Raw genomic sequence first — 12,928 nt, 5'->3', positions numbered from 1 at the left:
TGCGGCAGGCAACAGATTTTCTGTGCCCGATCAAATCAGCAGGAGGGCATTTTGATGTCTGTTTATAACGGTTTGCTGCCTCTTTATAAGCCAAGAGGCATGACTTCGCATGATTGCGTTTCTCAGCTCAGACAGCTTTTGCATTTTAAAAAGATTGGTCATACAGGAACCCTTGATCCTGATGTTGACGGAGTTCTGGTTCTCTGTCTTGGCAGAGCGACCAAGATTGCTCAGTATCTTTTAGCGTACGACAAAGCCTATGAAGGCATCATTCGTCTTGGGTTATCAACAACAACGGAGGACGCCAGTGGTGCTCCTGTCGCTCGGAAAAGTGTGGATCAGCAGTTCAGCAGAGAGAACATTATGCGTGCCATGCTTGAATTAACCGGCGAAATCGATCAGACAGCACCGATGTACAGTGCGGTTAAAGTGAATGGCAAAAAATTATACGAATATGCGCGTGCGGGTATAGCAGTGGAGCCGCCGGTTCGCAAAGTGACTGTTTATCAGTTTCAACTGAACAGCGATGCTTTGTCATTTTCAACCGATCTCCCATTTAAAGTAGTGTGCAGCAAAGGGACCTATATTCGAGCGCTGGCAGTAGCAATTGGAAGAAAGCTGGGTTATCCCGCGCACCTGTACCAGATGACGCGAACACTGGCAGGTCCGTTTTCAATGGAGGATTGTCTGACTTTCGAACAAATTGAACAGCTTCATCGGGAAGATCAATTTGTTCATGCACTAAAGCCACTGGAATTCGGACTGACTCATATGGCGCAGTGGGTCGTCGATGATGAAAAAGCGGCAAAAGTTGCCAATGGCGCAGTGCTTGCCGCTCCGGATAGTTTCGGAGCAGGCCCCTGTGCCGTACTTAATAAACGTAATGAATGTCTCGCAATCTATCGGCTGCATCCGAATAAGCCTGGCCTGGTTAAGCCTGATCGCGTCTTAGCACACGATGTTTCAGAATAAATCGGCAGATATCGTATGAGTTCAAAAGAAGTGAAGGTGCCTGTAATGGAGCGAGTTTTCTTGGATGGACGGCCTTTTATGGAACAAATGGATCGCCGTGAAAAGGTGATTGCATTAGGATATTTTGATGGTGTTCATCTGGGACACCAAAAGGTCATTCAAACAGCGGTTAAAATTGCCGAGGAAAAGGGTCTTGAATCTGCGGTCATGACTTTTTTTCCGCATCCATCTGTTGTTTTGCGTCCGGATTGCAAACGGGAAACGGAGCTGACCCCAGTTAACATGAAGGCCACGCTGATTGAAGAGCTGGGGGTGCATACTGTATATTTTGTCAAATTTGATTCTGCATTCAGCCAGCTGTCACCACAGAAATTTGTTGATGAATATTTGATTCAGCTACATGCGAAACACATTGTGGCCGGATATGACTTTACGTTCGGACGCAAAGCAGCAGGCAATATGGAAAATATCGGCGACTACTCCCGAAGCATGTTCAGTTATACGGTGATTCCCAAAGTTGAGCAATTTGGTGCTAAAATCAGTACGTCACATATTCGATCACTGATTGAAAAAGGCGAGATGGAAGAGACGGCTGACTTACTTGGCCGTCCATATCGTACTTCCGGAACGGTCGTTCATGGTGACCGCCGTGGTCGTACACTTGGTTTTCCTACGGCAAATGTTGAAGAAGTGGATCCCTATCTTATTCCTGCCTACGGAGTCTACGCGGTACGACTGATTGCCGGCGGAAAAGCGCTGAACGGAGTGTGCAGTGTGGGCCTTCGCCCTACTTTTTATTCAAAAGAAGAAGCTGTGAAAACCGTCGAAGTTTTTGTGCTTGATTTTGAGGGCGATTTGTACGATCAGGATGTTTCGATCGACTGGTATAAAAGACTGCGACCGGAACTGAAATTCAGTTCTGCCGATGCGCTGGTGCATCAAATGGAGAAAGATAAGGAAGAAACACGTCGTTATTTTATTTCAAAGTGAATCATTGTATTCAGCATGGAAAAGTGTCACTTGATCTCTGTGCCAAAAAAGTGTATTATTAATCAGCACGATTAGAAGTACAAGAACCTGGGCTTGGCTGTTTGCTCCACCGGCGGCAGCGATGCCTGAGGGGATTTTAGATTGGGAGGTGAATGTAAGTGGCTTTATCAAAAGAAGAAAAGACGAACCTGATCCATGAATTTGCAACGCACGAAAATGACACGGGTTCTCCCGAAGTACAGATCGCTGTATTGACGAAACAAATCAACGCATTGAATGATCACCTGAAACAGCACAAGAAGGATCATCATTCACGCCGAGGGCTTCTGAAAATGGTCGGCAAACGCCGTAACCTGCTCACGTACCTTCGTGAAAATGATGTCAAAAGATATCGCGAGCTGATCAATAAACTGGGCTTGCGCCGATAAGACAGCAAAGAAGCGGGAGCATTCCCGCTTCTTTGCTAAGTATATGATTTTGCCCTGTATCAAATCAATAAAACAATGGCTTAGCTGAGCATTAAAGCAGAGATGTAAGGTACAGCGTGAAAACCACCGCATCCTGCGGGAGTAAGGACCGGGCGTTTTTTGCCCGGTTTTTCTTTACAAGATAAGAAAGTATAAGATTTTGACCCATTTGAAAACCAATAAACCAGTGTCTTGCAGAGAATCAAAGCGGGGGAGTGCTGGCGCCAGCGGGATCAGCGAGCCTGGGAAGACCCCGCAGGAATTTGCCTGCCCGGTTTTTCTGACAAGATAAGACAATATATGATTTTCTGCCATACCAAACCAAAAAATATCATCGCTAAGCATCAAAACGGAGGGGCTGGGCGTCTGCGGGAGTAGTTACCAGTGAAACCCCACAGATTCCAGCCCCCTTTCTTATACTATAAGAAAGTATATAAATTTTAAGGAAAATAGTATAAGTGCGACGGCGACTTCGCCCGTGTCAAAGGCTTGGCGGAGCCAAGTTTTCTAAAACCGCAGAATAATAAAAACGGAGAGAGGTGTAAACAAATGAAGACGGGGAAAAAAACGTACCAGCTGGAATGGGCCGGGCGATCACTCCGTGTTGAGATTGGAGAAGTTGCCAAACAAGCGAATGGTGCAGCTCTTGTTTATTATGGTGATACAGTAGTCCTATCAACAGCAACTGCATCGAAGGAACCAAAGGACAGTTCTTTTTTTCCGCTGACTGTAAACTATGATGAACGTGCCTACGCTGTCGGTAAAATACCTGGGGGTTTTATAAAAAGGGAAGGGCGCCAGAGCGATCAGGCAACGTTGGCGGCTCGAATGATTGATCGGCCGATCCGTCCGCTGTTTCCAGAGGGCTTTCGCAATGAAGTGCTGATTGGAAATATGGTGTTGAGTCTGGATCTTGACTGCAGTGCTCAGATGGCGGCGATGCTTGGCTCATCCATTGCCCTGTCATTGTCGGATATTCCATTCAACGGTCCGATCGCAGGCGTTATTGTAGGGCGCATTAACGGTACATTGATCGTGAATCCTTCAATCGAGCAAACAAAGCAGAGTGATCTTCATTTAATTGTAGCCGGAACCAGGGACGCGATCAATATGGTGGAAGCAGGCGCAAATCAGATTCCCGAGGAAGATATGCTGGATGCGATAATGTTTGCTCATGAACAGATAAAAAAAATCATTGCTTTTGAAGATCAGATCATTGCCGAAAATCAAAAAGAGAAAATGCGCGTTCGGTTGTTCAAAGCAGATGAATTACTTGAACAACGCATTCGGACACTTGTAGGTGAACAACTGAATCAGGCAATGCGCGTTGAAGAAAAACAAGCGCGTGATGCCGCCATTCAAGAAGTGAACACATCTATCTTGTCTCTGTTTGAGGCTGAGAACACGGAAAGTGACGCACCTATAGATCTGGCACTCGTTGACGAAGTATTACATACCATTCTAAAGGAAGAGGTCCGGCGGATGATTGTTGTTGAACATATTCGCCCCGATGGTCGGGCTGTTGATGAAATTCGCCCGCTTTCTGCGCGTGTCGGATTACTTCCACGTGCGCACGGCTCAGGCCTGTTTACACGTGGGCAGACTCAGACACTCAGTGTATGCACTCTTGCTCCACTTGATGAAGCACAGGTTTTAGATGACTTTGATTCAGAAGATACAAAACGATTCATGCATCACTATAACTTTCCGGGGTTCAGCACAGGGGAAGTGAAAGCTTCACGTTCACCGGGCAGAAGAGAAATTGGACACGGGGCACTCGGCGAACGTGCACTTGCACCCATAATTCCTGATGACGAGACATTCCCTTACGCGATTCGATGCGTATCCGAAGTTCTCGAATCAAATGGTTCTTCATCTCAGGCGAGTATTTGCGGGAGTACTCTGGCATTGATGGACGCCGGCGTACCGATTAAGGCACCGGTTGCCGGTATTGCAATGGGCCTCGTCAAACATAGGGATGACGTTGTTATTTTAACAGACATACAGGGGATGGAGGATTCACTTGGTGACATGGACTTTAAATGTGCCGGGACCGAGCGTGGTGTGACCGCATTACAAATGGATATAAAAATATCCGGTGTAACGCGTGATATTCTCAGACGCGCATTGACTCAGGCGAGGGAAGGGCGTCTGAAAATTATGGAGACGATTTTAGCAACGATCACGGCACCGCGCGATCATCTTTCCTCGTATGCGCCCAAAATTTTGAGAATGACGATTCGGCCTGATAAAATACGGGACGTCATCGGTCCAAATGGCAAAACGATTAACAGAATTATTGAGGAAACGGGAGTAAAAATTAATATAGAGCAAAGCGGTGCCATCATGATTTTTTCAATCGATGAAGAGAAAGGTAAAAAAGCACAGGAAATCATTGAAAATCTGACCCGTGTGGTGCATGTTGGCGAAGTTTTCGTTGGAACGGTCAGGAAAATTGAGAAATTCGGCGCTTTTGTTTCTCTTTTCGGTCATACGGGCGGCTTGCTTCATATTTCTGAACTTGATCACAAGCGTGTAGAGCATGTGGAAGACTATCTGAAAGTCGGGGACAACGTGCGTGTCAAAGTTATTGAAGCTGATGATCATGGACGCATAAAGCTGTCAAGAAAAGCGCTGATTGATCAGGCAGCCGAATCTCAGGGACAGTAAATCTGACCTTGCCCGAGGTATCTTGTCTCATGGTCAGACGGATATCTGGAACTGCATAGCGATGTACGATGGCGCGAGACTGCTCAGAGTGTTTCGGTTGATGGCGAATAACCGGAATATAGGCTGAAAGCATTCGCGCCTTTTTCGTGTGCTTAGCATCAGCTTATATGTTGAAGTTCTGTTCAGGCAATCAAGTTCCATCCTGCGCATCCCAGTTGTTTTGATTTTTCAGGGATTTTCTGGCTCCTGTACGCAGTGCCAATATAATATCAGTCATTTTTTGGCAAGGAAAACATATAATTTTTCATACGTATAGTGGTTAAGTTTGGGAAAACATGGTTTCCTGTTGGAAAATGTCGAATCTATTTGTCTGTGAATTTTTATCATGATATAGTAAGTGTAAAATAATAGATTAGTGGATTGATCAGGGCACGGGGGGACTCATTTGTGTTGATTAAAAAGGTATTGCCGAACGGCGTACGCATTTTGCTTGAGCCGCTCTCCTCGGTACGTTCGGTAAGCATTGGCATATGGGTCGGTACCGGTTCCAGATATGAGAATGAAACGAACAACGGTATCTCTCATTTTATCGAGCATATGCTGTTTAAGGGGACAGAAACACGCAACGCACGCGAAATTGCTGAAGCATTTGACAAAATCGGCGGTCAGGTCAATGCGTTTACTTCAAAAGAAAGCACCTGTTATTATACGAAAGTGATGGATAAAGATGCGCGTTACGCAATTCATGTCTTAGCAGACATGTTTTTTCATTCGCGTTTCGAAAAAGCAGACATCGAAAAAGAAAAGCAGGTTATAAGCGAAGAAATTAAAATGTATGAGGATACACCTGATGATCTCGTTCATGACTTGCTAAGTGCGACGAGTTTTGCGCATCATCCGCTTGGGTATCCGATTCTTGGGACTAAAGAAACTTTGTCTGAATTTGAGGCGAATGATTTGCGTGCGCATATGTATATGCACTATACTCCTGATAATATAGTGATTTCCGTTGCCGGCCATGTGGATGAAGCATTTATTGAAGAAATTGAATCTATTTTTTCGCCATATGAAATTCCGGATGCTGACGAGCGTCAGCTTTCTCCGTTGTTTACGCCGGGGAAAATTGCCCGAAAAAAAGAAACAGAGCAGGCCCATATCTGTTTTGGTTTCGAAGGCTACAGCAGCAAAGATCAGGCGATGGCTTCGCTGATGGTTATGAACAATGCGCTTGGCGGTGGAATGAGCAGCCGTCTGTTTCAAGAAATCCGTGAAGAACGCGGACTTGCGTACTCAGTGTTCTCGTTCCACACCGCATTTAAGGATAGTGGCTTGTTTACGATTTATGGTGGCACCGGGTCAGATCAGATTGAAGAGCTGGCTAAAGCGATTCTTGGGACAATTCACCGGCTGGCTGACCATGGCATTTCTGAAGAAGAACTTGCAAGTAGCAAAGCACAGATTAAAGGCAATATGATTTTCAGTTTAGAGAGCACGAGCGGGCGCATGAGCCGAAACGCAAAAAATGAACTGATTCTCGGAAAAAGCCGCACGATTGACGAAACAATCGCTTTGATTGATGCAGTTACTTTAGTTGACGTGAATCAGGTGGCAATGGATTTGTTTAATAGACCATATTCATGCTCAGTAGTCAGTCCGACAGGTGAACTGCCAATGGCCGTTGCTGTTTGATTGTTTATTATGCTTGAAAAAAAAATCACCTGCTTAATAAAGGATCAGCTTTTCAAAAAGACTCGGGAAAAATTCCTGAGTCTTTTTGATTGCCCATGATTTTCACATTACCGGGTCATTGTCATAACATAAAGTGTTGGATGACAGGAAGCAGACCATAAATTGCTAAGCGGAGGGAATGTTGATGCTGACGAACAGACATATTGTGGTCATGGGAGGGGACGCACGGCAGATAGAAGTGATCAATAAATTGACCGCGCTCGATGCACATCTGTCGCTTGTCGGCTTTGATCAGTTAGAAAGAAATTTTAGCGGAGCATCTAAGGTAAACATGGATGAGATAGATCCTAAGTACGTGGACAGCATTATTCTTCCAGTGAGTGGCACTGATCATGAGGGGAATGTTGAAACCACTTTTTCTAATGAAAAAATCAATCTGTCAAAAGACTGGCTGGCAGATACACCAGAGCATTGTACCATTTACTCGGGCATCACTACCCCTCATCTAACCAATATAGCTAAAGAAACGAAGCGCCAGGTTGTAAAATTGTTTGCACGCGATGATGTGGCTATCTATAATTCAATTCCAACCGTCGAAGGAACGTTAATGATGGTTATTCAAAATACGGATATTACCATTCATGATGCCAATGTCATCGTCCTCGGTCTCGGACGTACAGGAATGAGTGTTGCCAGGGCTTTCCATGCACTCGGTGCACACGTTAAAGTGGGAACACGAAATCCACAGCAAATTGCCCGTGCCATAGAGATGGGGGTTAAAGCATTTTATCTGAAAGATTTAGAAAAAGAAGTTGTGGATAATGAAATCTGTATCAACACAATTCCTGCTCTTGTATTGACAAGCAAGGTATTGTCGAATATGCCAGCAAATAGCTTCATTATTGACCTTGCTTCATTACCTGGGGGAACGGATTTTCGTTATGCAAAAAAAAGAGGGATCAAAGCAATGATCACGCCCGGATTGCCAGGAATGGTTGCACCTAAAACTGCCGGACAGATTATAGCTAACGTTCTTGCTGAACTTCTGCTGAATCAATTTTCAAAGGAGGGTGAGTCATGAGTCTGAAAGGGCGGCATATTGGATTTGGAATTACCGGCTCTCACTGTACCTACAGTCAGGTTGTTCCTCAAATTGAGAAGCTTGTGGATGCCGGGTGCAGCGTCTCTGTGTTTGTTACTCATACAGTCAAGACTACCGACACGAGATTTGGCAAAGCCAGCGATTGGATTGCCAAAGTAGAAGAGATCAGCGGTCATAAAGTTGTTGATTCAATTGTCGACGCTGAACCCTATGGACCAAGAAAACCTCTGGATTGCATGGTGATTGCCCCGTTGACAGGGAATTCAATGAGTAAATTTGCGAACGCACAAACCGACAGCCCGGTCCTAATGGCCGCTAAAGCGACGCTGCGTAACGGAAATCCGGTTGTGCTTGGGGTATCAACCAATGATGGATTGGGACTGAACCTGCAAAATATCGCAAAATTGATCGTTGCAAAAAACATCTACTTTATTCCATTTGGCCAGGATGATCCGGTTAACAAGCCCAATTCACTGGTTTCGCATATGTATTTGCTAACAGATACCGTAGAAGCTGCCGTTGATGGAAAACAAATGCAACCGATTCTTCTTGAAAAAAAGCAACGAATCAATAATAGGACTTAATTACACTGTAAAAAGTATCCTTTTTCAGGGAATAATCAGTGCAACAAAGCTCTTGGATTCACCAACCGGCTGGTGAATCCGAGCTTTATTGCCTGATTGTGCTAAAATAATCGTGTATTCCTAAAGAAGAAGCGGCATTTTTAGAATTTGATCTTTCCTTTCAAACACAGTTGATTATATAATAATAGAAACAATTAAGTTTAAACAGAGGAGAGATGGTTTTGCTCAATTCAGAAGGATTGAACGTTGCAGTCGTCGGCGTCACTGGTGCTGTCGGCACACGGATGCTTAAAATGCTTGAAGGCTCTCCGCTGCCGGTGAAGATTCTTTTCCCGCTGGCATCGGCGCGTTCGGCTGGAAAAACAGTATTTTTTGGCGACAAAGAGTGGACGATTAAAGAAGCGAAACCTGAGTCTTTCGAGAATATAGATATTGCTTTGTTCAGCGCAGGTGGGTCGGTTTCCAAAGTGCTCGCACCGGAAGCGGCGAAACGCGGTGCAATCGTTATTGATAATACCAGTGCATTCCGCATGGATAAAGACGTTCCGCTAGTTGTTCCGGAAGTTAACGAGAAGGCACTGTTTGATCATCACGGAATCATTGCAAATCCGAACTGCTCAACGATTCAGATGGTTGCGGCACTTGAGCCGATTAGAAAGGCATACGGACTGAAGCGCATTATTGTGTCGACTTATCAGGCAGTGTCCGGTGCGGGAGCGAAGGCGATTGCGGAACTTGAAAAACAGTCTGAAGCAGTATTAAATGGCGAAAAGCCTGAAACCGTGATTATGCCAGTAAAAAGTGATGAAAAACACTATCAGATGGCCTTTAATGCAATTCCGCAAATTGATCTGTTTCAGCCTAATGACTATACTTTTGAAGAAATGAAAATGATTAATGAAACCAAAAAAATTATGGAAGCCCCGGAAATCAAAGTGTCGGCGACCTGTGTTCGTGTGCCGGTGAGCATCAGTCATGGAGAATCCGTGTATATTGAAATTGATCGAAATAACGTGAATGCGGAGAATCTGAAAGAATTGCTTCGAAATGCTCCGGGCGTTGTTCTGGAAGACGATCCGGCACATCAGATTTATCCCATGCCTGTAAATGCATCGGGGAAAAAGGAAGTCTTTGTTGGCCGTGTCAGACGTGATCCGGATGTGGCAAACGGGTTTCACCTCTGGATCGTTTCAGACAATTTGCTGAAAGGCGCGGCCTGGAATTCAGTTCAAATTGCAGAAAGTCTGCTTAAGCTCGGATTAGTGAGCGCATGAACTTATGCTTATGCTGCGGGAATTGCTGTCAAAAGGATTGAAGGATACAGGATCTCCCTTAAGTGAAAGGGTTGAATAGGTTGAAAATTATTGTACAGAAATTCGGTGGTACCTCGGTACAGACCGATGACATGCGCGCACATGCGGTTCGGCATGTTGTCAGCGCGGTAAAAAAAGGATACAAAGTGATTGTCGTTGTTTCAGCAATGGGGCGTTCCGGGGATCCCTACGCAACGGATACTTTACTTGACTTGGTTAGTAACGGCAAGACCTCACCCCGTGAAAAAGATATTTTAATGTCTTGCGGTGAAACCATATCAATGATCGTTTTCTCCAACTTGCTGAAACAGGCAGGCGTTCATTCTGAAGCAATGACTGGTGCTCAGGCAGGCTTTATCACCAACCGTGCATTTAATGAGGCCAAAATAATCGAAATGAAAGTCAGCCCGTTACTTAAAAGATTGGAGTCATGTGATGCGGTTGTCGTTGCCGGCTTTCAGGGCCAGACGACTGACGGTGAGATAACAACACTTGGACGCGGTGGAAGTGATACGTCGGCGGCTGCTCTTGGTGCAGCAGTCGATGCTGAATGGATTGATATCTTCACTGATGTCAATGGGGTGATGACGGCGGATCCGCGCATCGTCAGCGATGCACGAAGGCTATCCGTACTGACATATAATGAAATATGCAATCTTGCCTATCAAGGAGCGAAAGTGATTCATCCACGTGCTGTTGAAATTGCGATGACTGCCAAAATCCCTATTCACATCCGCTCAACCGTGTCCGACAGTCTTGGAACGATCGTGACAACAATGAATCGTTCAGGAAGAGGTCAGGATCTTGTCGAACGGCCGGTTACAGGAATTACTTATGTACGTGATGTGACACAAATCCGTGTGCGCGCCGCGAAGAATGAATTTGATCTTCAGGCGAAAGTATTTAAGGCAATGGCTGAACAGGGAATCAGTGTGGATCTGATTAATATCAGCCCGAATGGTGTTGTCTATACTGTCGGTAAGCAGTGGACTGATAAAGCGGTAAACACTCTGAAAACGAAGGGGTATATTCCAGAAGTTCAAACCGACTGTGCAAAAGTGTCCGCAGTCGGTGCCGGTATGGCTGGTGTGCCGGGTGTGGCTTCAAAAATTGTGAACGCTCTGACGGAACAGGGAATTCAAATTTTGCAGTCTGCCGATTCTCATAATACAATTTGGGTACTTGTTGCCCAGAATAAGATGAATGAGGCAGTTAATGCCCTTCACAAGGCGTTTCATCTGGAAACACTGCATGAAGAATCAATCATTGTGGAACATCCTACACAGGAGTGAGGAAATATGGACTTTGGCCGATTATTGACCGCCATGGTGACGCCGTTTGACGACCATGGAAAGATGAGTTTGGAACGAACAACCAATATTATAGAGCATTTAATCAGAACCGGATCAGATGGCATTGTCGTTGCAGGGACGACAGGAGAATCGCCGACTCTGTCACATGACGAAAAGCTGATTTTATTCGAACACGTAGTTCGAGTTGTTGATGGGCGAATTAAGGTCATTGTCGGAACCGGCAATAATAATACGGCACAAACCGTTGCTTTTTCAAAAGAAGCAGCAGGACTTGGCGTGGATGCTATCATGGCGGTTGCACCTTATTACAGCAAACCGAATCAGGATGGTTTGTATGCACATTACAAGGCAATTTCCGATCAGGTTGATGTGCCGATTATTATTTACAACATTCCCGGCCGGTCCAAGGTGAATATCTCGGCAGAAACCATTATTCGACTATCCCAATTGCATAACATCGTCGCAGTTAAAGAAGCGAGCGGCGATCTGGATCAGATTGCAGCAATTATAAGCGGTACAGATAAGAATTTCCATTTGTACAGCGGTGACGATGGACTGACGCTGCCCATTCTGTCTATTGGCGGCCATGGGGTTATCTCAGTTGCGTCACATGTCATTGCGCCAGAAATGAAAAAGATGATCCACAGCTTTCTCAGTGGGCGGATCTCCGAAAGCGCTGAACTGCATCGCGCTATGCTTCCCCTGATGCGTGAATTATTTGCTGCACCTAGCCCTGCTCCGGTGAAAGCGCTTTTAAATAATTTAGATATGCCGGTTGGCAGTGTACGTCTCCCAATGGTGGATCTCTCCAAACTGGAATGGGAATCTTTGATTCGCGTCTATAATGAATTTAAGAATCGTGAGGATATAAAAATAAGCAATTAATTTAAAAAGGTGAATTCGGACGGATCGTTCGATTCACCTTTTTTGATTGGCCGTGTGATCATGGTGTTCGCACAAATGGACTTTATCAGTCTGTTGCATTTAGACGTGAAAATGGGAATTCATTTTTCAGCTTCCCTGTTAAAAATGAGCCGATAAATCAGCTGTATCCTTTAATAATGTAATTTCAGACAGAATGGCACGAAAATAAAGAAGTGTTTGAATGAAGATGGAGGAATCAGAGATGAGAGTGTTACTGAGCGGCTTCGCACCGTTTGGCGGGAGCAAATTAAACCCTTCCTGGGAAGCGGTCAGGCGTCTGGATGGCATACAGACTGCCGATACAGTGGATATTTATGCAACAAAACTGCCTGTATCCTATAGAGAAGCATCTGAACGCTTGCTTGCATCCATTCGTGTCATTTGCCCCGATATCGTTATTGCAGTCGGACAAGCGGGCGGAAGAGACGCAATAACCCCTGAAATTTATGCAATGAACAAAGATGATTCAGATAAATCTGATAACGAGGGTACTGTGCGCATCAATCAGAAAATCCTGGAAGGGGGACCGGATCGGTATATGACGGATCTTCCCGTGCATGAAATTGTTGCGGCTGTTCAAAATAGAAACATTCCTTCCCGTATATCTGAGCATGCTGGAATGTTTGTGTGCAATGATCTTTTCTATAAATTGATGCATGCGCTTGAACTTTCGAGCAGGCCGATGATTGGCGGATTTATTCATGTTCCGTATCTTCCGGAACAAGTGACTGATGTGGCCGATACGGAGGCGCCAAGCCTGAGCGTTGATCAGATTACAGAAGCACTTCGTGAAGCGGCAATCGTTTCAGCAAAAGTATTCTCCGAAAAAATCGCTGACATTAGTTGATTAAAATCAGGATAGTTGATCAGAAAAAATTGTACTTTGCAGCAGGGATTGGGTATA

General features: G+C 45.1%; 11 protein-coding genes. All 11 read left to right on the top strand.

The window, feature by feature from the left end; genetic code table 11:
• The first annotated feature begins 54 nt into the window (after window positions 1-54).
• The 11 genes from truB (at window position 55) to pcp (ending at window position 12,871) form a co-directional block, all read left to right on the top strand.
• The gene (gene truB, locus M3N64_RS02645) at window positions 55-972 is read left to right on the top strand and encodes a tRNA pseudouridine(55) synthase TruB (protein WP_249097050.1); all 918 of its coding nucleotides are present in this window, start codon (window positions 55-57) and stop codon (window positions 970-972) included.
• A gap of 60 nt (window positions 973-1,032) precedes the next feature.
• On the top strand, window positions 1,033-1,962 hold the full coding sequence (locus M3N64_RS02640; protein ID WP_368389884.1) for a bifunctional riboflavin kinase/FAD synthetase: 930 nt from the start codon (window positions 1,033-1,035) through the stop codon (window positions 1,960-1,962).
• Between the two features lie 158 nt (window positions 1,963-2,120).
• Complete coding sequence (gene rpsO / locus M3N64_RS02635) at window positions 2,121-2,390, top strand: 30S ribosomal protein S15 (RefSeq protein WP_249097046.1); 270 nt, start codon at window positions 2,121-2,123, stop codon at window positions 2,388-2,390.
• Window positions 2,391-2,978: 588 nt separating this feature from the next.
• Window positions 2,979-5,099 carry a polyribonucleotide nucleotidyltransferase gene (gene pnp, locus M3N64_RS02630; RefSeq protein WP_249097041.1) on the top strand — a complete coding sequence of 707 codons (2,121 nt, stop codon included), beginning with the start codon at window positions 2,979-2,981 and terminating at the stop codon, window positions 5,097-5,099.
• A 447-nt stretch (window positions 5,100-5,546) separates the two neighbouring features.
• Complete coding sequence (locus M3N64_RS02625) at window positions 5,547-6,788, top strand: M16 family metallopeptidase (RefSeq protein WP_249097034.1); 1,242 nt, start codon at window positions 5,547-5,549, stop codon at window positions 6,786-6,788.
• A gap of 184 nt (window positions 6,789-6,972) precedes the next feature.
• On the top strand, window positions 6,973-7,869 hold the full coding sequence (gene dpaA, locus M3N64_RS02620; RefSeq protein WP_249097032.1) for a dipicolinic acid synthetase subunit A: 897 nt from the start codon (window positions 6,973-6,975) through the stop codon (window positions 7,867-7,869).
• On the top strand, window positions 7,866-8,474 hold the full coding sequence (locus tag M3N64_RS02615) for a dipicolinate synthase subunit B (RefSeq protein ID WP_249097024.1): 609 nt from the start codon (window positions 7,866-7,868) through the stop codon (window positions 8,472-8,474). The genes dpaA and M3N64_RS02615 overlap by 4 nt, the downstream gene beginning before the upstream one ends.
• A 215-nt stretch (window positions 8,475-8,689) precedes the next feature.
• On the top strand, window positions 8,690-9,748 hold the full coding sequence (gene asd / locus M3N64_RS02610; protein ID WP_249097020.1) for an aspartate-semialdehyde dehydrogenase: 1,059 nt from the start codon (window positions 8,690-8,692) through the stop codon (window positions 9,746-9,748).
• 80 nt (window positions 9,749-9,828) lie between these two features.
• On the top strand, window positions 9,829-11,079 hold the full coding sequence (dapG, locus tag M3N64_RS02605; RefSeq protein ID WP_249097015.1) for an aspartate kinase: 1,251 nt from the start codon (window positions 9,829-9,831) through the stop codon (window positions 11,077-11,079).
• A gap of 6 nt (window positions 11,080-11,085) precedes the next feature.
• Entirely contained in the window at window positions 11,086-11,985 is a 900-nt protein-coding gene (gene dapA, locus M3N64_RS02600; protein WP_249097014.1) for a 4-hydroxy-tetrahydrodipicolinate synthase, read from the top strand.
• A 241-nt stretch (window positions 11,986-12,226) separates the two neighbouring features.
• Window positions 12,227-12,871 (top strand): pyroglutamyl-peptidase I, encoded by a 645-nt coding sequence (pcp, locus tag M3N64_RS02595; RefSeq protein WP_249097013.1) that lies wholly within the window; start codon window positions 12,227-12,229, stop codon window positions 12,869-12,871.
• The last annotated feature ends 57 nt before the right edge of the window (window positions 12,872-12,928 follow it).

The organism is Sporolactobacillus mangiferae (assembly GCF_023336505.1).
Lineage (GTDB): Bacteria > Bacillota > Bacilli > Bacillales > Sporolactobacillaceae > Sporolactobacillus > Sporolactobacillus mangiferae.
Note: the sequence above shows the minus strand (reverse complement) of the source record. Positions and strands in the feature narration are given on the sequence as shown.

Excerpts from the sequence above, each read along its gene's own strand:
- truB (WP_249097050.1), top strand. The coding sequence starts at position 55 with ATGTCTGTTTATAACGGTTTGCTGCCTCTTTATAAGCCAAGAGGCATG.
- pnp (WP_249097041.1), top strand. The coding sequence starts at position 2,979 with ATGAAGACGGGGAAAAAAACGTACCAGCTGGAATGGGCCGGGCGATCA.
- dpaA (WP_249097032.1), top strand. The coding sequence starts at position 6,973 with ATGCTGACGAACAGACATATTGTGGTCATGGGAGGGGACGCACGGCAG.
- M3N64_RS02615 (WP_249097024.1), top strand. The coding sequence starts at position 7,866 with ATGAGTCTGAAAGGGCGGCATATTGGATTTGGAATTACCGGCTCTCAC.
- asd (WP_249097020.1), top strand. The coding sequence starts at position 8,690 with ATGGTTTTGCTCAATTCAGAAGGATTGAACGTTGCAGTCGTCGGCGTC.
- dapA (WP_249097014.1), top strand. The coding sequence starts at position 11,086 with ATGGACTTTGGCCGATTATTGACCGCCATGGTGACGCCGTTTGACGAC.
- pcp (WP_249097013.1), top strand. The coding sequence starts at position 12,227 with ATGAGAGTGTTACTGAGCGGCTTCGCACCGTTTGGCGGGAGCAAATTA.